The sequence below is a fragment of the Streptomyces sp. NPDC104309 genome, assembly GCF_055584025.1.
On record NZ_JBVJMV010000046.1, the window covers coordinates 17,324 to 39,235 of the forward strand.

Annotated in this window: 16 protein-coding genes and 3 pseudogenes; 11 read left to right on the forward strand and 8 right to left on the reverse strand. The window is 67.6% G+C overall.

Annotation, left to right across the window (positions count from 1 at the left end; genetic code table 11):
- Positions 1–131: 131 nt before the first annotated feature.
- The 3 genes from ACZ68L_RS38525 to ACZ68L_RS38535 are packed head-to-tail and all read left to right on the forward strand — an operon-like array spanning position 132 to position 8,436.
- Positions 132–1,964, forward strand: coding sequence for a hypothetical protein (locus ACZ68L_RS38525; RefSeq protein ID WP_469587220.1), 1,833 nt, complete (start codon positions 132–134; stop codon positions 1,962–1,964).
- Entirely contained in the window at positions 1,964–3,403 is a 1,440-nt protein-coding gene (locus ACZ68L_RS38530; protein WP_469587222.1) for a hypothetical protein, read from the forward strand. Before ACZ68L_RS38525 ends, ACZ68L_RS38530 begins: the two co-directional genes overlap by 1 nt.
- Positions 3,400–8,436: an FtsK/SpoIIIE domain-containing protein gene (locus ACZ68L_RS38535; protein ID WP_469587224.1), complete on the forward strand. Its 5,037-nt coding sequence runs from the start codon at positions 3,400–3,402 to the stop codon at positions 8,434–8,436. The genes ACZ68L_RS38530 and ACZ68L_RS38535 overlap by 4 nt, the downstream gene beginning before the upstream one ends.
- Before the next feature lie 124 nt (positions 8,437–8,560).
- On the opposite strand, the gene ACZ68L_RS38540 is transcribed toward ACZ68L_RS38535, so the two are convergent.
- The 3 genes and pseudogenes from ACZ68L_RS38540 to ACZ68L_RS38550 all read right to left on the reverse strand — a co-directional run.
- Positions 8,561–9,064 carry a very short patch repair endonuclease gene (locus ACZ68L_RS38540; protein ID WP_469587227.1) on the reverse strand — a complete coding sequence of 168 codons (504 nt, stop codon included), beginning with the start codon at positions 9,062–9,064 and terminating at the stop codon, positions 8,561–8,563.
- A gap of 203 nt (positions 9,065–9,267) precedes the next feature.
- A complete protein-coding gene (locus tag ACZ68L_RS38545; RefSeq protein ID WP_469587228.1) occupies positions 9,268–9,456 on the reverse strand; it encodes a hypothetical protein in 189 nt (62 codons plus the stop codon).
- 797 nt (positions 9,457–10,253) lie between these two features.
- Positions 10,254–10,373 (reverse strand): annotated as a pseudogene (locus ACZ68L_RS38550) (GNAT family N-acetyltransferase); the annotation flags it as partial.
- 114 nt (positions 10,374–10,487) lie between these two features.
- On the opposite strand from ACZ68L_RS38550, the pseudogene ACZ68L_RS38555 reads away from it, so the two are divergent.
- Positions 10,488–11,264: pseudogene (locus ACZ68L_RS38555) on the forward strand (class I SAM-dependent methyltransferase).
- A gap of 17 nt (positions 11,265–11,281) precedes the next feature.
- On the opposite strand, the pseudogene ACZ68L_RS38560 reads toward ACZ68L_RS38555, so the two are convergent.
- A pseudogene (locus tag ACZ68L_RS38560) lies at positions 11,282–11,571 on the reverse strand (ATP-binding protein); the annotation flags it as partial.
- Between the two features lie 531 nt (positions 11,572–12,102).
- Here ACZ68L_RS38560 and ACZ68L_RS38565 point away from each other — a divergent pair.
- The 3 genes from ACZ68L_RS38565 (at position 12,103) to ACZ68L_RS38575 (ending at position 12,734) form a co-directional block, all read left to right on the forward strand.
- On the forward strand, positions 12,103–12,339 hold the full coding sequence (locus tag ACZ68L_RS38565) for a hypothetical protein (RefSeq protein WP_469587231.1): 237 nt from the start codon (positions 12,103–12,105) through the stop codon (positions 12,337–12,339).
- A gap of 69 nt (positions 12,340–12,408) precedes the next feature.
- Complete coding sequence (locus ACZ68L_RS38570) at positions 12,409–12,591, forward strand: hypothetical protein (protein ID WP_469587232.1); 183 nt, start codon at positions 12,409–12,411, stop codon at positions 12,589–12,591.
- A complete protein-coding gene (locus tag ACZ68L_RS38575) occupies positions 12,588–12,734 on the forward strand; it encodes a hypothetical protein (RefSeq protein ID WP_469587236.1) in 147 nt (48 codons plus the stop codon). Before ACZ68L_RS38570 ends, ACZ68L_RS38575 begins: the two co-directional genes overlap by 4 nt.
- 195 nt (positions 12,735–12,929) lie before the next feature.
- Here ACZ68L_RS38575 and ACZ68L_RS38580 read toward each other — a convergent pair whose 3' ends face one another.
- Positions 12,930–13,433: an FBP domain-containing protein gene (locus tag ACZ68L_RS38580; protein ID WP_469587239.1), complete on the reverse strand. Its 504-nt coding sequence runs from the start codon at positions 13,431–13,433 to the stop codon at positions 12,930–12,932.
- Positions 13,434–13,789: 356 nt separating this feature from the next.
- Between ACZ68L_RS38580 and ACZ68L_RS38585 the strand changes: the two genes are divergently transcribed.
- Together ACZ68L_RS38585 and ACZ68L_RS38590 are read left to right on the forward strand one after the other, a co-directional pair.
- Positions 13,790–13,960 carry a hypothetical protein gene (locus ACZ68L_RS38585; RefSeq protein ID WP_469587241.1) on the forward strand — a complete coding sequence of 57 codons (171 nt, stop codon included), beginning with the start codon at positions 13,790–13,792 and terminating at the stop codon, positions 13,958–13,960.
- Positions 13,961–14,601: 641 nt separating this feature from the next.
- Positions 14,602–15,408 carry an SGNH/GDSL hydrolase family protein gene (locus ACZ68L_RS38590; RefSeq protein ID WP_469587245.1) on the forward strand — a complete coding sequence of 269 codons (807 nt, stop codon included), beginning with the start codon at positions 14,602–14,604 and terminating at the stop codon, positions 15,406–15,408.
- Between the two features lie 290 nt (positions 15,409–15,698).
- On the opposite strand, the gene ACZ68L_RS38595 is transcribed toward ACZ68L_RS38590, so the two are convergent.
- On the reverse strand, positions 15,699–16,088 hold the full coding sequence (locus ACZ68L_RS38595) for a nuclear transport factor 2 family protein (RefSeq protein WP_469587247.1): 390 nt from the start codon (positions 16,086–16,088) through the stop codon (positions 15,699–15,701).
- A gap of 77 nt (positions 16,089–16,165) precedes the next feature.
- A complete protein-coding gene (locus ACZ68L_RS38600) occupies positions 16,166–17,002 on the reverse strand; it encodes a class I SAM-dependent methyltransferase (RefSeq protein WP_469587250.1) in 837 nt (278 codons plus the stop codon).
- A 71-nt stretch (positions 17,003–17,073) separates the two neighbouring features.
- Here ACZ68L_RS38600 and ACZ68L_RS38605 point away from each other — a divergent pair, with 71 nt between their 5' ends.
- Positions 17,074–19,104, forward strand: a complete 2,031-nt coding sequence (locus ACZ68L_RS38605) for a S9 family peptidase (RefSeq protein ID WP_469587253.1) — start codon at positions 17,074–17,076, stop codon at positions 19,102–19,104.
- A 398-nt stretch (positions 19,105–19,502) separates the two neighbouring features.
- On the forward strand, positions 19,503–20,387 hold the full coding sequence (locus ACZ68L_RS38610; protein WP_469587256.1) for an SURF1 family protein: 885 nt from the start codon (positions 19,503–19,505) through the stop codon (positions 20,385–20,387).
- Between the two features lie 75 nt (positions 20,388–20,462).
- Here the strand turns inward: ACZ68L_RS38610 and ACZ68L_RS38615 are convergent, their stop codons facing one another.
- Positions 20,463–21,884, reverse strand: a complete 1,422-nt coding sequence (locus tag ACZ68L_RS38615; RefSeq protein ID WP_469587259.1) for a hypothetical protein — start codon at positions 21,882–21,884, stop codon at positions 20,463–20,465.
- Positions 21,885–21,912 lie beyond the last annotated feature (28 nt).

The window sequence follows — 21,912 nt, forward strand, 5'->3', positions numbered from 1 at the left end:
TCCGCTACGCAGACAAGCGCTGGCGAGCCAGTCGCACCTCGGCGCCCTCACACGTCATTTGATCTACCGTCAGGAGCGCGGGCAGCTAAAATTCTGAAGCGCTCCCGACCCGGACGACGAAGGACAGCAGCATGCCGCTAGAGGTCAACAAACACGTCCAACGGATACGTCGTTACCAGCCGTTCGACGTCGACGCCTCTGAGATGGTCTACGAGCTGCAGGCAGACTGGACACAGCCACAGTTCCCCGTTGTGACGCTGGACTACCTGCTGAGTGCCATCGAGCGACAGACCACGAAGACCATCGTCCTCACCGGAGACGCCGGGCATGGCAAGACGAGCCTGTGCGCCAGCCTTCTGGCCAAACTGCGGGCCGGCGATGAGCCGATCACGCCAGATGTCCGGAAGGCGGTCTTCCTCGAGCTGTCCGAGGCAAAAGGCGCGAGCCGCCCTGTCGGCCGGACCCGTAGCGGCCGCCCGCTGTACATCCTCAGCGATCTGAGCGAGCTCAGCCCGCAGGCCGGTGCTCACAAGCTCGTGGAGCTTCTCGACCCTCCGGACAAAGGCATCGCGATCATCTGCGCGAACGAGGGCCAACTGCGCAAGTGCGTTGCCGAGGATGACAACCTTGGCAAAGTCGGCACTGGGCGTGCCAAGGTTCTGGTGCAGACCCTGACGGAAGGCATAGTTCGCGGGCAGGTCAGTGATCCTCATGGTGCAGTGACCGTCATCAACCTCAACTACCAGTCCGTAGCGTCCGACAGCGCTAACGGCGGGCTCATCCCTTGGGTCCTGAAGCAGTGGACAACTACCCAGTCGTCGCGGTGGAAGCGGTGCGAGACCTGTGATGCACGCGAGGTCTGCCCGATCCTGGCCAACCGCAACGAACTGAGCGATCCCACCCGCGGGCCTCAGCGCCGGGCCGCGATCCGGGACATATTCGCTGCGGCCGAGCGGACCGGGGCCGTAGTCACGACACGTCAGGCGCTGTCGGTGACGAGCTACATGCTCACCGGCGGCCTGTCCTGCGATGACGTCCACGCCAGGTACCAACGGTCGCATTCGAACCGGCTGTGGCAAGCTCCCCACCTGTACCACCAAGCGCTCTTCGGCGACCGGTTGAGTCAGCAACAGCGTCATCTGGTTCCTGCCTTCTTCGCGCTACGGAAGTTGGACCCGGGCCGGGTCTCCCGCCGCCAGGTCGACGACCGACTGGACCCAGACACGGCGGGCGACTTCCCTCCCACGGACGCCAGCAGCTACCTGCAGAAGGTCCGCACGAATCGGGACGCCCAGAAGCAGGCCGAACAGTTGCGGGGCCTGTACACGTTCCTGCGGCGAGCCGACTTCTTCAACAGTGACGACGACACCGACCGTTTCGCCCGCATGGGCCTGCAGGCTGGCGACGACTTTGTGCGTGTCCAGGACAAGAACCGGGATCCGGCAGACACCAGAGTGCGAGACCGATTCCTCAAGGGACTGGAGGCCGTCCAGGGCATCCACCGGGCAGCGAGCAACCCTGACTTCTTCGTACTTGACCCCGCCTTCTTCACGCACCGCTCCCGCGCGGCCGTGATCTCCCGGCGAGTGCCCAGCAAGGGCGTCGAGGTGGTCGACCAGGTCACCCAGTGGCAAAGGGAAGCCGGCACGAGCACCACCCCCGAGATGCGCAACGCCGTCGAGTGGCTCAACCGGGCCATCTACATCCGTATCCCGGCCGTCGCCCCTGACCAGGACGCAGTGTCGGTGGAAGCGGACCTTTTGCGTTTCGAGTTGTTGACGCGGTGGGCCGCGGGCCTGCGCAGCGAGGTGCAGCACGAGGCAGAGATCCGCGGCCTGAGTGCGTCCCTGGCTGAGCTGGCTGACTCGTCGAACAAGGACGACGAGATCCAGGTACTGGTGGGCAACGTCATGCGAAAGCTCATGATCGACGTCGGCGACAAGATCAGGTCGGTGCGTGCGTAATGGCTGATCGTTCCAAGGCCGAGGTCGTCCTTCGCCTCTTCGGGGTGAATCTCGAACAGCAGGGCCGCGGTTTCTACGTCCCGCTTGAGATGCTCGCTATCGCCCGCGGCGTCTACCTGGCGCATCAGGAAGACCCGGAGAAGTTCGCAGAGCTCCTAGACAACGGAGCTGGCACGGCTTACAAGAGGACCTCGCACGACCTGGCCCGGCGGATCGCGACCAAGGCCCGCATAGTCGAGGGCGATGAGGAACTCGGCAAGGCCGTCGAGCTGGACTCTCCCGAGACGATGGAAACGCTCCACGCCCTGTTCTCGTCCCTGTTGGTTGAGATCCCAGGACGTCGCAGCCAGCCCAGTTGGTTCGGCGCGCACATCTATCCGTTCGTCGGTGAGCTCATCCACTACGACGCAGTCGAACGACGAGTCAAGCAAATCGATGCCAAGAAGAGCGCGAAGAAGCGCAAGCAGGCCACCAAGGTCGCTGTCGGCATCAACGCTCCGAGTATCGAGCGCTACCTCTTTCGCGATGGTGGGAGTTGGGCCTACAAAGTCCTTCGTGCCGACCCCGATCCTGACCGCAAGGAAGCGACCCGACAGGGCCTGCGCGACCTCGTGCAGGACAGCGGAACCCCGCTGGGCAATCTCGCCAAGGCCCTCAGCGCGCACGACTTCGACTACGACGAAGCGCCTGTGGAGGGCTCAGACACAGGAATCGAGCTGTATGAGGACCTCAGCCCGTGGCCTGATCTGCTGAGGGAGGGGACCTGCAACATCGTCACTCGGATCGCTTCGGTCCCGAGGGCCAAGCGCACTGAGAGCCTCATGCATTGGGTCCCCTACTGCTTGGCACGCCACCAGCTCCACCTCGCACGCACCAAGCTCGGTGCCACCAACCGCGAGTCGATCCTGTTGGACTTCGGCAACGAGGCAACCCCGCTGCGCAGAGAATCGCAGAAGAACCTCGCTGGCTTCCGCAACGACATCGTCAATGCGATCAACGTCCAGGCTCGGGTGATGATCGGCGAAGCCGAAGGCGACGAGGACAAAAAGCGCCGCTACGGGAGATTCACGAAGGAGGGTGGGACCGCGGTTGCCTCACCCCGAGCGTTCTTCAGCGAGACCCTTGCCGCAGTCGGAGCCCTGAACGCGACGGCCGGGCGCCGGCACTTCACCATGAAGCCTCCCATGCTCGAGGCTCTGGTCTCTGCCACCGTCGCGCAGGACGCGGAGATGGAGTTCGACAAGTTCTGCACGCTGCTGTACGAGAAGTATGGGCTTGTGATGGAGGACAAGGTCGCGGCAGCGAGCCCGTTGGCCTACGAAGTCGACCCATCGGTCCTTGACCACAACGGCAAGGCGTTCCGGGAGAAGCTCGCCGCTATTGGTCTGCTCACTCAATATTCAGATGCAACCAGCATGGTTCGAGGGGAGTCCCGGTGACCGACAGCAGCATCCGAGCGCTCGGCCGGTTCGTCGCCGACGAAGCACTCCGCAAGGTCACTGAGGCCAACGGGGCCCGCGCCGTGCTACGGGTCAGTGGCTTCGACCGGCCGACCGTGGCCGAGGCTCTCCGCCGCACCGCCCAGCAGCTGTCGGGCGCGCCGGACCGTCAGGTTGTCGTCAAGGTCGGCACCTCAGAGCCAATCGAAGGTGTACCTGCTGAATACCTGCTGGGGCCGCAGGACCAACTGACCAAGTGGCGAAATTCGGGACAGGGCAAGGCAGTGCTGCTGTTCGAGTGGGGGCAGTCTCCGGACGCACAGGGACTGGCGGCCATGAACGCCCTGAACGACGCCACGATCCTGGGCAACTACCGCGATCCTGCCGGCGAGCGCGGATTCGACAGGTTCATGGCGGAAGCATGGCAGGAGGCGGGGGGTATCGGCACCGTACCGGCCGTGATGGGCACCTTTCTGCCGGAGATCTGGGGTGCCGTCACCGATGAGGAGCCCCGGTCCTTGCACCGCTGGGCGGCATTCCTGGTCGACACTGCGCAGAAGGTCGCAGCAACTCAGGTCCACACCCCTGACATGGTCTGCCCGGAGATCTCTGCTGCCCTGCCGACTCTTGATCTCTTCCCAGACCGCGGACTGTTCATCAAGCCCGCCGCGCTGCCCACCCGGATCAAGAAGAACGTCTCGGTCAGTGCCTTCAAACAGCCCACGGGCAAGGAGATCACCGAGGACGACCTGATAGACCGCATAAGCGCGACCGAGTTCAGCGATGAGTCCCTGGACCACATCGGTACGGATTCCGAGACTGCCAAGGCACTCATGCGCAGCCTCGTATTCAACCTCAATCGCAGTGGCTCTACTCCGCAGGATTCTCGTCAGTTGCGCCGCGAGCAGGACCTGACCCTCTGGCTGGAAGTCTTCGAGCAGAAGTCCAAGAAGATCGGCCTGGGCCAGCAGGTCCGACAGGAGATCGAGAAGGCCGACGCAGATCGGGTCGACGAGTTCGACGCAATGGTGATCGAAGATGCACTCGACCGCGGAGATCAGGAAGCCGCACAGCGCTTCCTTGACGAGGCTCCTATCGGCGGAGCGGAGCCGCTGGCTGACCTGTTGTCCAAGCGGTCGCGCCGCAAAGTCGAGAAGCTTGCCTTTCCGGACTCTCAGTTCGTCCAGGACCCACTGCGTGCCCTGCTGCGCGAGCTTACCTACTTCTCCGATGAAGACGAAGGCTCCGTCGTCGTCGGGCTTGAAGGCAACCAGGAAGCCGGGCGGTGGAGCCGCTGGCTGTTTGCCTTCCTGTACGCCAACACCCTGGATGACGTCCGGGAATCCACCGGTCTTCGCCTGACCCTGGACGTCAAGAAGTGCCTGTTGGACCTGACCAAGCCGCCCCTGCCCGAGGAAGACGAGCCGTTCGACCCGAACACGGAGTGGGCCCCGCTGCGCATCCTGGTCGAGATGGACGGCGCCCAGCGACGCTTTCGCTGGGACCCTCTTGGCATCCCGGGGCAGATCGCGCTGGCGGCCCTCATCCACGGCTGGCGAACTCCCCCTGGCTATGCCAGCAAGTTGACCTTCGACACATTCCTCGAGCAGTTCAATGACCCCCGGCAGTGGCAGGCCGACGAGCCCGTTCCCGTTCCCGCGTCACAGTTCGCCAGTCAGCTGGAGCGCCTCAGGCTGGAGCACTTCAACCGGTTCTGCGACGGGCTTGATGCCGGGAAGATCAACGATTACGTACGCGAGTGGGAAGGCGTGCTCCGCCAAGCTCGCACCACTCTGGTTCCCGACAACGCCCCGAACGCAGACCTCGAGGCTGTCGTCCTGACCGACGTCGTCGGGCTGGCCGACCACCGCATGATGATGCTGGCCACTCACCCGCTGAAGCTGCGCTGGCTGGCAAAGAACTACGAGGGGGCTGCCGGCAGCATCGGAACTGCCCTGAACAAGGAGGGAGGCCTGAGCCTCAACCAGGAAAACGAGGAGCTCTTCTTCGACGCCATCGACCGTATCTCCCCTCATGGGACACCGGCGGTCCTCGTCGGTCCCGGCGGCACGATTGCCATTCCGATGCGGGAATCGGCCGGGCACGAGGAGTACGCACCGGTCCGCTACGGCGGAAACGAGTCCAAGGACTGGCTCTCCAGCGTCGACGAGACCGCGATCGACGAGATGGTCCGCGTCATCACCGACTACCTGACGACCTACCCCCACAAGCTTGATGGGCTGCGCGTACTGCTTCTGGACCGCAACGGCGACCCTGTCCTGCCGATGCGCGTGGCAAAGCAGATGCGGGCCAAAAACCCTCGTCTGAAAGTCGATCTAGTCGTACTGGCTCCGCAGGCCACCCACCACGAGATCATCCAGGGTTTCGACCTGCAGTTCTCCGGTGCGGAGATGTCCGACGACGGCTTCCTGCCCGATGTCCAACTGATCCTTCAGGCGTGGGAGCCCGACCAGGAAGCAGACCTGTCAGGGCTGGAGGACACCATCGACCTCGCTCTGGCGCCGGCACTGTTCGGCACGCAGACCAGTATGAAGGAGAGCACCAAGAAGGAGTCCTTGTCGGGTTCTTTCAACCCCTGGAAGCACCCAGCCTCACACAACCTGGCTCAGACCAGCGAGAACGTCGTGAGAGCGCTGTTGCCTGAGACCGCCGACGAGACTCTTGAGTCCTGGTCGACCTTGTGCGTGCGCTACGACCGCCGTTCCCCGGTCTCCCGGGAGAGTGTCGACGGCATCGACTACTTCGAGATGCAGGTGCAGTTCGACCAGCACCAGGACCTGTTCGAGACCCTCCACCGTGTGGCCCACTGGGTCGTCACTCTCGACAGCTTCATCGGCCGTGAGCAGATCGACGCCCTGCGCAACCGCCCTGACGTCATTCTGGTCAAGCCCAGCGTCGGCAAGAACGAGTCCTACACCCTCATTGTCAGCTCGCAGACCGGTCGGCAGTTCGTCGTCCAGCGACTGCGCCGCCGCCTTGAGCAGATCGGTGTCGTCACCCCGCAGGACTCGGAAAGCACCGCTAAACGAATCTACGAGGTCGGCCGCAACGTGGCCCCTGGCGCCGTGCTGCGCTCCCTCGGCATTGGCACCACGGTCAACGAAGTCGTCGGCCTGGTTGCCACGCGGTTTGTCATCGACCAGCAGTTTCCCGTCTCTCGGCAGGGCACGAGCCTGGTCACCTGGATCAGCTTCGACGAGCACCACCGCTGGTTCGGCCGCGGACACAAGACCCGTGCCGACCTCGGCCGGTTTGTGCTGACGGTCCAGGACGACGGCACTGTCCGCCTGGATGTCCTGGTCGCCGAGTCCAAGTTCCGCCAGACCTTCGACGTCGGTTCGGCTGAAGAACAGCTCAACCGCACGACCGACCTGTGTAGGGATGCCTTCCGTTCGGCCGGCGAGGCTCGCCACGACCGTCCCTTCTGGCTGGACGAGCTTGCCGCCGCGATCGCTCAGACCAGTGGAAAGACCACGCAGGCCGAAGACCTTCCAGCTCGCACCTTGATCGGCAATGACGACCACCGCCAGGTCGAGGCGAAGGTCCTTGATGCCCTACGCTCCGAGGACGTCCAGCTTGGCCACGTCACTGGCGTTGCCGTGGCTATCTCGGCAGAGGATGATCAGCCGGCACCCGCGGTCGGAAGCCTCGGCAGGCACACCCTGGTGAGGTTGAACAAACGGGAACTGCTGAACCTCATCGGTGCTCTGCGCGCCAAGCAAGACCCCAACAACGCCGATCCCCTTGTTGTCTCCGGGGACCTCAGCGGGACCGTGAAGGCCGTCAATGCTGTCGTCAAAACTACTTCTGTGGGCCTCTCCGCCGAACTACCCACTCCGGAAGAGCCAACGGCACCTGCCGAGGCTGGCGGGGCGGCCGCTCGAACAGCCCCGCCAGGACCGGTACTTGCGCGTCACCCTGCCTCAGAGGTAGCCCCTGTCTCTCTGAAGGCTTATCGCGGTGGGCTCTCCGAGGAGGAGCTGGCGCTTCGATACAACAAGATCGTTGACGTCTTTGCCCGCCACAAGGTCGCGGTCACCGCACCGGAGGTCGGCAAGTGGCAGGAGGGACCCGGCTTCTACATCTTCCGGTTCATCCCCAATCCTGGGGTCACCGTGGATAAGCTGACCAACCGACGCGACGAGATCTTTCTGGCCCTGGCACTGCCCTCCGGGTTCAGCATTCGTACCCGGAGCGACCGCGGCTCCGTGCTCTTCGAGATTCCCAAGATCGACGACGAGAAGTACGGGGTCGACGCCAAGGCGCTGTGGCAGCGGTGCCCGGCCAACCCCGAGAGTCTCATCGCCCCGCTGGGCGCCGACATCGAAGGCAACCCGGTCACCATTGACCTGTCCTCCGCAGACTCACCGCACTTGCTGGTGGCCGGCACTACCGGATCAGGAAAGTCCGTCGCGCTGGACACGATCCTCAAGGGCCTGGTCCGGTACGACAAGAGCACCCTGCGACTCCGCCTCGTTGATCCCAAGGGCACCGAACTTGTCGACTTCGAGGACGACCCGCACCTTGACGGCGTGATCGGTATGGACGCCGCCGACGCCATCGAGATTCTTGAGGAAACCGTCGAAGAGATGGCCGTGCGCTACAAGGATATGAAGGCGATCCGCACACGCAAGCTCGTCGAGTACAACGCCAAGGTCGACAAAGCAGACCGAAAGCCCTGGATCGTCATCGTCCTGGACGAGTACGCCGATCTCACTAGCGATCCCGAAGAGAAGAAGCAGATCGAAGCGCTGCTCAAGCGTCTGACGCAGAAGGCCCGCGCTGCGGGCATCCACGTCATCACAGCCACGCAGCGACCGAGTGCGGACGTTATCTCTACGACCATCCGCTCCAACTTCCCTGCCCAACTCGCCCTGCGCGTCAAGACGGCGACCGACAGCCGCATCATTCTGGACGAGACTGGAGCCGAAGCTCTGGCCGGACAGGGCGACGCCTTTCTGCACACGGCCAAGAGCACCACACGACTGCAGGTGGCCTACGACGGGAGCTGAACAGGTCCCGTCATATTTGATCAACTCCATCTCGTAGAGAGGCCAAGAAGGCCACCAGCGGTACGAGCTCTTCTCCCTGAACCCGGCGGAGTTCAGCTGACTGCTGTCGCCAGCAACGCGACGGTCAGGAGGTCTTCCTCGGACGCTTCGAGGCTTGGACCTCCTGCCGCCGAGCGGCCACTGCCTTGATGACAGTGGCTGCACACGCCTCTGGTTCGAGGTGTTCCCAGAAACGGAGCACCAGCCAACCTGCCTCCGCGAGGCGGTCGTCTGTGTCCCGGTCGCGCTGGATGTTCCGGCCGATCTTTTCTTCCCAGTACGGCTGATTCGTCTTGGGCATCACGAAGTGCTCCGGGCAGCCGTGCCAGAAGCAGCCGTCGATGAAGACTGCGACCTTCACAGGGCGGAAGACCATGTCGGCTGTGCGGCGCATCTTCGGGAGCGGCTTTGCCGCTACCCGGTAGCGCAGTCCAGCGGCGTGGACAAGCGAGCGGAGGAGCAGCTCGGGCGCAGTATCACGACTCCGGTTGCCAAGCATGCTCCGCCGGGTCGCGGCCGACGACGCCCACGACCCCTCCGGCGGTGTCCACTGTTCGGCCGGCGCTTCTGGTAGTTCTTGCTCGCTCATATCTCCAGCAGCTCAGAGACAGCTTCCTCCGGGGCGTCCCGCCTGGCGAGCACCCGTTCCTGTCCGTCCAGCTCTATTCTCGGCGCTCCCCTGTGGCGAGGGCGGGCGGTCGCAAGCCTCGCACCCACGGACGCCACGCGGCCGCGCACCGACGATCCCCGATCGCTGCAACGGGAGTGGCCTCGCGGCGGCGGGATCTCCACTCACAGAGTCCCGTCCTGCAGCAGTGCCTTGAAGGCGTCTACCTCTCGCTGCAGCACAATGCGCCCGTCGCCGTCGCTGAACGCCAGGATCCGGACGCCTGCATCCAGGCCCGCCTCCGCGAGGAGCCCCAGCGGCAGGGACACACGGCCGTCGTCATCGATCTGAAGTTCTGCTGGTTCGCGTATCACAATCGCAGTCTGCCAGTCTCCAGGTAGGACTGGGCTGCCCTGACCGGTCCGGCGATCAGGGCAGCCCAGGAGCATCACCCTCTGTGACACGTAGATCCGCAGGCGCGACGAGGGAATAGCGTTGGGTAACGGACATAGCGCAGACCCCGGTCCAGGGCAGGTCAGGGGCTGCCAAGGTTGTTCCATGCGCCGTGTGTCGCGTGGTCGCCTGCTGCAGAATGTTGGGCCTGCTCCGCGTGGCTCAGCCGAATGTCGACCTGCTCGCCTCGCCGGCCTCCGTGGACACTGCGCGAAACGCGGACTCAGCGGCCGTTGGCTGAGGTCCCGCTGGGAGCCATCTGGGAGCCAACCTGCTCCCCAAGCCCCTCCCAGACCACCCAAGACCACCGCACCCCAACCCTCTGAACAGGCAAAACGCCAAACCGCCCGGTGTCGATCACGCCCGAACCTCGTTCGGGACGAAGAGGTCGTGGGTTCAAATCCCGCCACCCCGACAGCTGAAACACCAGGTCAGGGGCCTGATCCACTAAGTGGATCAGGCCCCTGACTCGTTTCCGGAGATCGCTTGGGAGAAATCCGGGAGAAGATCTTGGTCGGGGCCTCCCAGCTCGCCGCCCCCGCCCTGACCGGCTTCGACTCGACCGACCGGAGCCGCCCACCGGCGCGGTGGTCACCGACGTCAGGAGCCCGGCAGCGAACCCGACCGGTCCCGTCGACAGGTCCACCGCAGGCCCCGCACAGGCCCCTTCGGGAAGACTCGTGCCGGGTACCTCGGTAAGGGCTGCGCCGAAGCGGTCGCGGTGCGCGGGCAGGACCTCGATGTACGCGATGACGGGGTGGTAGCTGTTGCGCGTCGACATCACGAATCCCATCGGAGCGCCCACGTCCGGGAGTTCGGCGATGCGCCACCGCTCCTGCGCGCCCTGGATTCAGTCGGCTTCGTCCACGTTCAGGAGCAGCGTTTGTCGAGGAGTTTCAGCAGCAGTTGGTGATCAGCGCCTCCGAGGAACAGGGCACAGTAGTCTCGACCCATGCCCGAGAGATCAGTGGCGCACTTCTACGATGAATTGGCCGACGACTACCACCTGATCTACTCCGACTGGGACGCGAGCATCCGTCGGCAGGGAGACGCTCTGGACACGCTGATCGGCTAGGATCGCGCGAAGGTGCTCGACTGTTCCTGCGGCATCGGCACACAGGCCATCGGCCTGGCGCTGCGCGGGCATCACGTCATCGGGACCGATCTCAGCCCCCGCGCCGCCGCCCGCGCTGCCCGTGAGGCCGCCCGCCGGAGCCTGAGCCTGCGCACAGCCGCCGCCGACATGCGACGCCTCCCGTTTTCCGATGGCCAGTTCGACACCGTCGTCTGCGCCGACAACTCGCTGCCTCACCTGCTGACAGAGCAGGATGTGCATGCGGCCCTGGCCGAGATGCGGCGCGTTTTGCGTCCCGCCGGCCTGCTGCTCGTCAGCACACGCCCTTACGACGACCTGTTGCGCGTCCACCCGTCTTCGACGCCTCCACAAGTCCACCGGATCACCGATTGTGCCAACGGCGGGGAACGGTCCGTGACCTTCCAGCTCTGGCAATGGCACGATGACGGCGAGCACTACGACTTGGAGCACTTCCAACTTCTTCCGGCAAACGGAGGATGGCGCGTCCAGGTCCGCCGGACCACCTACTGGGCGCTCGGCCGGGACCGGCTGGTCGGCCTCGCAGCCGAGGCCGGGTTTGTCGACCTCGGCTGGCGGATGCCGCAGGAGACGGGCTACTTCCAGCCGCTGCTCGTGGCCCGCGTCGGCGAGTAGGTGATGCCACAGCCTGGCTCGACCAGCTCGTTCACCAGCTTCCCGGCGAGGGTGTAACGAACGTGGCAGCCCTTCATCGCGGCCTCGGTGCCCAGGGCGATGAGCATGTGGGACTTGCCCGTGCCGGCGTCACCGATCAGGCAAGGCAGAGCGGCTGACCCTCCTTGATCCACTCGCAGCCGGCGAGGGTGTGGATCGTGGCCGGGTCGATGTTCGGGTTCGCCTCGGAGTCGAAGGTCCGCAGGGGCTTCTCGCGGGGAAAGACCGCCGCCTTGATACGCCTCTCCGACCTGCGTCGGGCCCGATCACCTCGCCCGGACGGACGTCGCAGTACGAGACCTCCTGACCGTCCCGGTAGTTCTTCAGGTGCCGGCGAGGGCCGACCGGCGGCGGCGCGCAGGGGAGGCGCCGGGGTCGACCGACAAGCCCCAGCTGGCCCGTGGACACGGTAGACCGACGGGCTCCAGGCCGCCCCTGGACGGGGACGGGGACGGCACGGAGGGCTCCTTCGGGACCTCTGCGGCACCCTGGCCCGGGACGGGACCGAGGTGCGGCGTCAGCGTGCGAGATCGGCCAGGTCGCACAGCCCTTCGAGGACCTCGCCGGATCGGCGACCGGGCCGACGCCGTGTTGAAGCGCTATCCGCTGAGCAGGTTCGCCTCAGCGGGCGAAACCCTGGCCGCGGTCCGCACCGACGCGACGTGGTCGGTCCCGACACTCGACACCGCGCGCCTGCTGTCGAAGTGGACCCCCACGCGGATGTTACGAGTTCAGCGAACACGACACCCCCTGGTTCAAGGGGTACCCGGCCCCCAGCTTCGACCCGCGCGCCCAGCACATGGCCGAACTGCCCTACCTGTTCGACCTGGCCCTCTTCGAGAACGTCAAGGACGGGCAGAGGGGGTTCCGTGATCGGATGCTCCACGCAGGGGTGGACTTCGCCGCTTCGGGCAGGACGAGCTGGCCGGCCTTCCTCGGCGAGCGCGGATACGTGCAGACACTGTCCTCTGACGCCTGGAAGCGCGCGGACTTCACGGCTGACCACAACTACGCCTTCTGGAAGAGCCTTCGGTAATCCGGTCCCGCTGATCCGGTCGCCACAGCCTGAGCGAGAGGCTCCTGGGCGGTCCGACAGCATCCCCGGATGCAGACCGACGCGCGGCTCGATCAGGACAACCACTTCGCACCGGGCCAGGTGCTGTTCCGCTCCCATCGGACGTTCAAGGTCTGGGCGTACTCCCTCAGTCACAGCCAACTCCCGCTGCGCAGCGCGCTCATCGGGGCGGTCCACGGGTGGATGTTCTCTTCAAGCCCGTCGAGGCGATGAAGGCACGCATGCTCTACGACGGTCTTGTCATCCGGAGCGCCACCGCCGAGGAGCGCTTCAGCATCGTGACGGACACCGGCAGATCCGGATACAACGACCGCGTCCACATCCTGGAGAGCCCGGATGGACACCCGACTACGTGATCTCCGGTGCCGTCGGCTGGGTCACCGACGACGATGACGGCCGCGCCCCGAGCCGACTCGCCTCCTTCTTCGGAGCCACCGATCCGGCCCGTGTCCTGCCGACGGACGCGTTGTGACCGATCTCTGTCACAGCTCTGGTGATTCCGTCGGTCGCGCGGGCTTCCCCGCGAGGTGACGGGACACGCCCATCAGCACTCACGCCACGGCAACCTTGGCCACAAAGGCGTCCAGGTTGCCCCACATGCGCGCGCGACGCTCGTCCAGGGTCAGGGACTCCTCGTACCGCCCGGAACGCAGCTTCGGCTGCCGCTTGCCCCGCAGGTACAGGGGGCAGGCGAGGTCCACGCACATATAGATACCGACCGTGTTGCCCTCGCGACCCCGGGCGCCCGCCAACGGGGCGGCGAGCAGAGCGACCCCGGAGGAGGCGTGGCCCGTCAGGCAGATCTGGCACAGGCTGGACTTCACCGCACTGGTGCGACCCACGGAGGGCACACGCAGCGAGATCCCCAACGGGCCCTGCTCCCGAGGGAGCACGAGATGCGCCCGCAGCGGCGCTCCCGGGTCCACCCAGCCCAGGAAGTCCAGGTCCTCCCATGGTAGTTCGCCGAAGTCGAGCGGCAGCCGCAGCCGTGCCGCCTCGCCCTTGGTGCAGTTCACGAAGGACGAACGGATCTGTTTCTCACTGAGCGGTTCCACGAGCATCGACCCTAAGTCCGCCCCGACCCGGCCGCACCCCAATATCTGCCTGATCCACATCCACCTGATCCGCCCCATCCACCCGATCCAACCGATCGGACCGATGCAACCAATCCGACCGATTCGACCGATTCGACTGATTCGCGAGAGAGGGCCTGTCCACAGAGGGCGGTCCCCGCGGAGGCCGGTTTGGTCCGGCCCGTCGCGGCGCCACGTCGTACGCACGGTCGCCCGCTTCTCCCACGCCGCATCGATACGAGCGCACTCGGCAGCAGCTACCCAATATGCACCTTTCGCACGCATATGCGAATCTAGTAATGGCCCATCGTCCGAGATCCGCTACAGGAGGCACGATCGTGGGCAAGAAGCAGAGTCGGCAGAACCGAGGCGCCCGCACCGGCGGCCACGAACGCAGCGCTGCCCCTGAGACCAAGGAGCAGACGCAGCAGTCGCCGGCCCAGAACACGGTGCACTCGATCTCAGAACAGGTCTCCCACCGGAAGCAGCGGAGGTTCGGCCACAACTGACCCCCGCAGATCCACGAGAACGCCCTCTGTGGCGGCAAGCCCGTAAGCCCGGGGCCGGCCGCTCCACAGGGGGCGTTTTCGTGGGGCCTACGGTTCGGTCTCGGCGCGCGGCGTCCGGATCCGTGCGGACATGGAGACGAGGGGCTCCCTGACGATCCCGGCGACCCGGTCCGCCCCACCGAGCCCGCCGCCGGCCCCGCCGCCCACCCCCGTCGACCCCGCTGTCCGGCACACCTGGCAGCGGGGTCGACGTCGCCCCCTCCGTACGAAGAACCCACCACTGCTGCCGGCCGCTCCGGTTCGAGGCGAGAGGGCCCACCGCGCCCCGCCCCGTAAACACGTCGAGCGAGTGCCGAGCGGCTCGGGGGGACGTGAGCGACTGAGGCATCGCCGGCCTTGCCCGGCCCTGAGGCCCCCGCTCCCGCCGACCCGACTCCGCAGCCCGGAAGTGCGCTCGTCACGCGAAGATCCAGGCGCGTCGAGAGGTTTATCTACGCGCGGAGCTACCGCCACCGAACGATCATTCGGGCAAATCAGACCAGTTCTTGCGCAGCTATTACCGGCGAGTACCAAGAGCTGCTAGAAACGTGGCGCTCAATCAACCCCCCACCCACCCCCCACACTTCGGAGGGCTGACAGCCATGTCAGTACGGAGATTCTGGGCGTCCGCATCCACTCTGCTCCTCGCCACCGCGGCCGCCCTGGGCATCGCCCAGCCGGCCTCGGCATCCTCCTCGGCCGCCGCCGGTGGGTACGTCGCTCTCGGCGACTCGTACTCCTCCGGCGTCGGCGCCGGGAGCTACCTCTCCGACAGTGGTGACTGCCGCCGCAGCACCAATGCCTATCCCTACCTCTGGGCAGCGGCGAACTCACCTTCCTCTTTCGCCTTCGTCGCCTGTTCGGGCGCCACGACGAGTTCCGTGGCCAGTAGCCAGCTGGGCGCGCTGAACTCGTCCACCGGCCTGGTCAGCGTCACCGCGGGCGGCAATGACGTCGGCTTCGCCGATGTCATGCAGACCTGCGTACTGTCGAGCGAGGCCACCTGCCTGAACAGCGTGAGCTCGGCCGTGTCACAGATCCAGAACTCGCTTCCGTCCGGCTTGAGTTCGCTCTACGGCTCCATCCACTCGCGGGCCCCGCAGGCGCGTGTCGTGGTGCTGGGTTACCCGCGCTTCTACCAGCTGAGCGGCAGTTGCATCGCCGGGCTCTCGGAGAAGGAACGGTCGGCCATCAACAACGCGTCGGACGTCCTGAACGGCGTCATCGCCAAGCAGGCGGCCAATGCCGGATTCACGTTCTCCAGCGTGGTCGACGAATTCACCGGACATGAGCTGTGCTCCGGCGACGCCTGGCTCCACAGTGTGTCGATCCCGGTCTACAACTCGTACCACCCCAAGGCCGCCGGGCAATCGGGCGGCTATCTTCCGGCCTTCCGCTCGGCCGCGTAGGACGCGGACGAGGGAGGTACAGGAATGCGGCGGGTTGCCGGGGTAGCTCCGGCGGCCCGCCGCGCTCCTGTTGCGTTCGGGCGCGGGCACGTTGTCCCAGGCTCGGACGCGTCGCCACGGCCCATGGGTGGATTGCTCCAGATCCGGGCGGCTGTGCCCGGTCGGTGCACGGCAAGGGCGACAGCGGTGGCGAGCACGGCGGTGGCCGCGGCCGACTCCGACGCGGCGGACGGCCGGGGCCGGATGCCGGGCGGAGCACAGCCGGCATCTCCTGTCTCCCGTCGGACGGTTCAGTACCGTTCGACGAGGTGCTCCCGGCCCGCCGGGGGCTCGTACGGCTCGGGCAAGAAGTCGGTGATCCCGCTTATCCGGCCCTCCTGGTCGAACGTGAAGAAATGGATGGCGTGCAGCTCCTGCAGACCGACCGTGAAGAGCGTCCGGGCAGCGGCCTGCTGCCCCTCCCGGTCGGCCACGACCCGTTCGACACGGACGCGCCGGTCCCCCGGGTACTCCCGGTTGAACCGCACGTACCGCTCCTTCCCGCGGATGCGTTCGCGAGTCTGCGGCAGGTCGTACAGCACCTCGTCGGCGAGCGTCGTGGCGAAGGTGTCCCAGTCGCGGGCGTCGGCCGCGGTCCAGTACGTCTCCACCGCGGTGCGCAGATCAGCAGTCGTGGTCATGGTTCGAGTCTGAACCCCACCACTGACAATCGGCCTTGAGAACGGGATCGCCCGTGGGCCCTGGTGTCGACCTTCGATCAGGAGTCGGCCGGCCGCGACGCCTTGATCGAGTACATCAGCGGGATGCGCGGACGGTCGGCGGGGAAACGGTAGGAGCCGTCGCCCTGCCGCTCCAGCGACGGGAAGCGGGCGAACAACGAGATGTCGTGCTCGTGCAGGAACTCGATCCGCAGCCCGGCCGCCGCCAGTGCCGACACCACGTCACCGATCGGGTGCTGCCATTCGACACTGCGGTTGTGGACGGTCGGTGCGTCGAAGTCCGCGTACGTGCCCGGCGACTCGTCCACCCACGCGTCACGGCTGAAGTAGTCGTGCACGACCTTCGTGCCGGTCGAGTCGTCGAGGCAGTCCGTGACCGGATGGAATTCCGCAAGGTAGAGGAAGCCGCCGGGCGCGACGAGCGATGCGGCGGTCTCGGCCCAGCGGCGGGTGTCGGGAAGCCAGTTCAGCGCGCCGACACCGGTGTAGACGATGTCGTACGACGAGTCCGGCACGGCCTCCGCGGCGTCATGGACGTCGGCGGCGACGAAGGCCGCCCGGTCCTGGGTGAACCCGAGCTCGCGGGCCAGGCTGCGCGCGGTCTCGACGGCCGGTTCGGAGAAGTCCAGACCGACGACGTGCGCGGCGCCGTGCCGCGCCCAGGAGAGCGTGTCGACCCCGATGTGGCACTGCAGGTGCAGCAGCGACTTGCCGGTGACCTCCCCGACCTCGGCGAGTTCGAAGTCGCGCAGGGTGTCCTTGCCCGCGCGGAAGGATTCGAGGTCGTAGAAGTCGCTCATGGCGTGGATGGGGACCCGCTCGTCCCAGTGCGCGCGGTTGGCCTCGTGCCAGTCGGCGGGGGTCGGTGCATGCATGCCCGGGAGGTTATCCACAGGCTGAGGGCGATGCGAACGGATTGTCGGCGTTCCGGCGCAGAATGGGGGACATGACTGAGATCACTGGTTCGACGGCCCCTTCCGCCCCGGCGTCCGCTTCCGCTCCGGCTCCGGCTCTGGCTCCGGCGTCCGCGTCGGCGTCGGCTTCTGTGCCGGCGTCGGCTTCTGAGCCGGAATGGGAACAGCGTTTCCGCGCGCCGCGGGTGTCGCTGCCCGACTGGGCGGAGGACGCACCGGACCGCGCGCTGTTCGTCTCCAATGCCACGGGCACGTACGAGCTGTACGCGTGGGACCGCGCCACCGGTGAGCAGCGCCAGGTGACCGACCGGCCCAACGGGACGACGGACGGCGTGCTGACACCGGACGGCGAGTCGATCTGGTGGTTCAACGACACCGACGGGGACGAGTTCGGGGGGTGGATGCGTCAGCCGTTCCGCGGCGGCGAGGGCGAGGAAGCGGTGGACGAGCCGGCGGCGCCCGGTCTCGGTGCCTCGTACCCGGCCGGGCTCGCGATCGGGCGCGACGGTACGGCGGTGGTCGGCCGTTCGACCGACGAGGACGGGACGACGATCCATGTCGTACGGCCCGGGGCCGCGTCGCCCGTCGAGATCTACCGGCACCGCGAGTCGGCGGGCGTCGGCGACCTCAGTCATGACGGCACGCTGATCGCCCTGGAGCACACCGAGCACGGCGACGCGATGCACTCCGCGCTGCGTGTGGTGCGGCCGGACGGGTCGACGGTCGCCGAGTTGGACGACACCGAGGGCGGCACGAAGGAACTGGGCCTGTCCGTGCTGGGCTTCGCCCCCGTCGCCGGGGACACGAGGCTGCTGGTCGGGCATCAGCGCCGGGGCCGCTGGGAGCCGATGATCTGGGACCCGATGACGGGGACGGAGACGGACCTCGCGATCGATCTGCCTGGTGACGTGGGCGCCGAGTGGTATCCGGACGCCTCCGCACTGCTGATCGTGCACGGCTTCGAGGCCCGCAGCGACCTGTGGCGGTACGAGCCGGGGGCAGGCAGCGCTCCCGTCCGGGTGGAGACCCCCGCGGGTTCGGTGTCGGGTGCCACGGCCAGGCCGGACGGCACGGTGGAGTACCTGTGGTCGTCGGCCGCGCAGCCGCCCGTCATCCGGTCGACCTCGGGTGCGGTGGTGCTCGATCCGCCCGGCCCGAAGGCGCCGGCATCCGTGCCGGTGGAGGACGTGTGGGTGGACGGGCCCGGAGGCCGCGTCCACGCGCTCGTCCAGCGGCCAGCCGCCCCGGCCGAGGGGCCGTTCCCCACGGTCTTCGAGATCCACGGCGGCCCGACCTGGCACGACAGCGACGCCTTCGCCTCCGGCCCCGCCGCCTGGGTGGACCAGGGCTACGCGGTCGTCCGGGTCAACTACCGCGGCTCCACCGGATACGGCCGTGCCTGGACGGACGCGCTGAAGCACCGGGTCGGCCTGATCGAGCTGGAGGACATCGCCGCGGTACGGGAGTGGGCGGTGAAGTCCGGTCTCGCGGACCCGGCGAAGTTGGTCCTGGCCGGTGGTTCCTGGGGCGGCTATCTGACCCTGCTCGGCCTCGGCACACAGCCGGACGACTGGGCCCTGGGCCTGGCGGCGGTCCCGGTCGCGGACTACGTCACGGCGTATCACGACGAGATGGAGGACCTGAAGGCGATGGACCGGACGCTGCTGGGCGGCACCCCGGAGGACGTTCCCGAGCGCTTCGAGGCCTCGTCCCCGTTGACGTACGTCGACGCCGTCCGTGCGCCGGTCTACATCTCGGCGGGCGTCAACGACCCGCGATGCCCGATCCGCCAGGTCGAGAACTACGTGGACCGGCTGAAGGGCCGTGACGCGGTGCACGAGGTCTACCGGTACGACGCGGGGCACGGTTCGCTCGTGGTGGAGGAGAGGATCAAGCAGGTCCGCCTGGAACTCGACTTCGCCCGACGCCACCTGGCCACAGATGGCGCCTCCGCCGCCTCCGCCATCCCCGCCGCTTCCACCGTCTCCTCCCCCGTCCCTTCCGCCGCCCCCACCGTCGGCTCTTCGAGCCCGTCCGGCGAATCGATCCTGTCCAGCGAATAAGGACGTCCGCTTCCTCCCTCCTCTCGCCCGGCGCCACCACAGGCCGTCTCAGGCCGTCCGGCAATCGAGAGCGAAGCGGAAGCGGTGTGCGACGGCCGACGCAGCGGGGCGGGGGGGGGCCGGTGAGCGACGCCGTGCGGAATGGTGCCCCGGACGCGGGGCCGGACGATGTGCAGGGCGGCCGGTGGGGTCGCCGCGCGGAGGCCACGACGGGGCCCACGACGGGGGCGACGCCGTGCGGTCGCGGAGGCCCCCGCCGCCCAGCCCCCGCCCCGCGGTGCCCTCGCCCCCAGCGCCCGCCCCGCGGTGCTCCGCCTCGCGGCTCCGTCGGCGGCGCTGCCGCGCCCCAGTCGGCACCCCGCGCCGGGCGACCGGAGCGGGGACCGTACCGTGGAGGGGTGTACCGGTTCCTGCTGACCCCGCGATGGTGGGGGATCAACCTCTTCGTCGTACTGGCCATCCCGTTCTGCATCTTCATGGGTACCTGGCAGCTCGGCCGCTTCGAGGATCGCGTGCAGACGCACGACGCCGCCGAGAAGCAGCCCGCCCCGGGCACGAGGGCCGCCAAGCCCATCGACGACCTCCTGCCCGTCGACACGGTGACCTCGGGCCGCCCCGCCACCGCCACCGGCCGGTACGCCGACCAGTTCCTGGTGCCCGACCGGGAGCTGGACGACAAGAGCGGCTTCTATGTCCTGAACATGCTCCGTACGGACAGCGGCAAGGCCCTGCCGGTGGTACGCGGCTGGCTGCCCGGTCGGCCGGGCCACACCGCCGTACCCGCCGCACCGACCGGCGAGGTCACGGTCACCGGCGACCTTCAGGCATCCGAGAACGCCGGGACCACCGGCGTCGACTCGGCCGGCGGGCTCCCGTCCGGCCAGCTCGGCATGATCAGCGCCGCGTCCCTGGTCAACCTCGTCCCGTACGACGTCTACGACGCCTGGGTGACACTTCAGGACACCGACGCCACCGGCTCGCTGCGTCCCGTACCGGCCGCCGTACCGCAGGGCACCGGGCTCGACCTGAAGGCCTTCCAGAACCTCGGCTACACCGGCGAGTGGTTCGTCTTCGCCGGGTTCGTGCTCTTCATGTGGTTCCGGCTGGTCCGCCGCGAGGCCGAAGCGGCACGCGACCTGAGTCTGGGCCTCGTCTCAGACCCGGACACGGGCACGGACACGGGCACGACCGCATATGCCGAAGCGGACGCCCGGCCCGCCGACGCCACCGACGCAGCCGCCGCCGACACAGCCGATCCCCATGTGAGCGCCGGCTCCGGCTGAGGGCGCACGCGTGAGGGGGCCGCCCGGTTGAACCGGTCGGCCCCCTCACTCATATGGCGTACGCCGTATCCCGCGTCACGTCGCGGGGGCGAGCACCCCGGTCCGGTAGATCGTGCCCGAACAAGCGTTGGCGATCTTGGTCTCCGCGACCGGCGCCCCCGCCTCCGGCGTATGCGTCACGGCGACGCTGCCGTCCAGCGTTCCACCGCCGTCCTCGCCGCCGAGCTGCGGAGCCGTCTCCCCGGTCCCGTCGGTGCTGCCCGCACCGGTACCGGCGGCAGTGGCACCGCCGGAGCCGCCCGCGCCGTCCGTCGGTGTCGGACTCGGTGAGCCTCCGACGGTCGGACAGGTGTCATTGGGTACCCAGGCGAACTTCACCTCGTACGCCATGGACGGCTTCAGCAGCACCGTCCCCTGCTCCTGCGAAGGGTCGGGCAGCCCGGACGCCGCGTCACCCGCGGTGTGCTGAACGACCGTGATCCTCGCCGGGTCGGCCGCGCCCATCGCCTGGAAGCCCACGTTGCCGCTACTGCTCATCGAACAGTCCGTGCCGGAGGCATTGGCGATCCGGAAGGTCCCGTACACCGTGCCGTCGGCTCCGGCAGCGCCCGTCTCGGCCGAGGCGACCGCGAGTTGGCCCGGGTCGCAGGTCGGCATGGCGGCCGCCTCGGAGGCGGCCGGGTCGGAGACCCCGCCGGCCGGATTGCCGCCGGAGCCCTGGCCACGGCTGTCGGACGGGCTGCTCGTGCTCGCGGGATGGTCCTGGTCGCTGCCCTGCCCGTCGCCGCTGCCGCCGTTGCTCTTCCCGCCGGTTCCCGCGCCGTTCTCGGTGCCGTTGCCGCCCTGTGCCTGCTCGCCGTGCCCGGCTATCGCGGGATTGGCGGCGTTCGAGCCGTCGGAGTTCGCGACATGGACGAAGGCGGGGACCGCGGTACCGATGAGCAGCGCCGCCGCCGCCATGCCGACGACGGCCTGCCGCCGCCGGGCGCGCCGGGCTGGCACCGCGCGGTACAGACGGTCGAGGGTGCCGTCGCGGGGTTCGATGTGCTCGACGGCCCCGTGCAGCATGCGGCGCAGTGCGACCTCGTCCATGCCCGTGCCACCACCGTCTCCCGCGCCGGAACCCATGCCCGTACCGGAACCCGTGCCCAGGCCGGAACCCGTACCCGCGCCCGCGCCCGCGCCGAAGAGGCTGCTCAGCCCGCCGAGCTCAGCCACCCCGGCGGCCCCGGTGCCCCTGTCCGTACCCCCCACGGACACGAGGTCCCGACGCCCACGATCCGCACCATCCGCACGGCGCACATCCGCATCCGTGTCCGTGTCCGTGTCCGTGTCCGAACCATCACTGACCGAACCATCGCTGACCGAACCATCGCTGTCCGAGCCGTCCCTGGCCGAGCCGCCCGTAACCGAACCGTCCGCAGCCGAGCCGCCCCCGTCCGAGCCATTCACGGCAGTGCCGTCCATGCCCGAGCCGCGCATGTCCGAATCGTCCATGTCCGCGTTCACGTCCGGAGTGCTCTCC

Bases quoted from the DNA above. Each gene is read 5' to 3' on its own strand.
- ACZ68L_RS38570 (WP_469587232.1), top strand. From the start codon at position 12,409: ATGCAGACCGACGCGCGGCTCGATCAGGACAACCACTTCGCACCGGGC.
- ACZ68L_RS38525 (WP_469587220.1), top strand. From the start codon at position 132: ATGCCGCTAGAGGTCAACAAACACGTCCAACGGATACGTCGTTACCAG.
- ACZ68L_RS38575 (WP_469587236.1), top strand. From the start codon at position 12,588: ATGAAGGCACGCATGCTCTACGACGGTCTTGTCATCCGGAGCGCCACC.
- ACZ68L_RS38540 (WP_469587227.1), bottom strand. From the start codon at position 9,064: ATGAGCGAGCAAGAACTACCAGAAGCGCCGGCCGAACAGTGGACACCG.
- ACZ68L_RS38600 (WP_469587250.1), bottom strand. From the start codon at position 17,002: ATGCATGCACCGACCCCCGCCGACTGGCACGAGGCCAACCGCGCGCAC.
- ACZ68L_RS38605 (WP_469587253.1), top strand. From the start codon at position 17,074: ATGACTGAGATCACTGGTTCGACGGCCCCTTCCGCCCCGGCGTCCGCT.
- ACZ68L_RS38530 (WP_469587222.1), top strand. From the start codon at position 1,964: ATGGCTGATCGTTCCAAGGCCGAGGTCGTCCTTCGCCTCTTCGGGGTG.
- ACZ68L_RS38595 (WP_469587247.1), bottom strand. From the start codon at position 16,088: ATGACCACGACTGCTGATCTGCGCACCGCGGTGGAGACGTACTGGACC.
- ACZ68L_RS38615 (WP_469587259.1), bottom strand. From the start codon at position 21,884: ATGGACGATTCGGACATGCGCGGCTCGGGCATGGACGGCACTGCCGTG.
- ACZ68L_RS38590 (WP_469587245.1), top strand. From the start codon at position 14,602: ATGTCAGTACGGAGATTCTGGGCGTCCGCATCCACTCTGCTCCTCGCC.
- ACZ68L_RS38565 (WP_469587231.1), top strand. From the start codon at position 12,103: ATGGCCGAACTGCCCTACCTGTTCGACCTGGCCCTCTTCGAGAACGTC.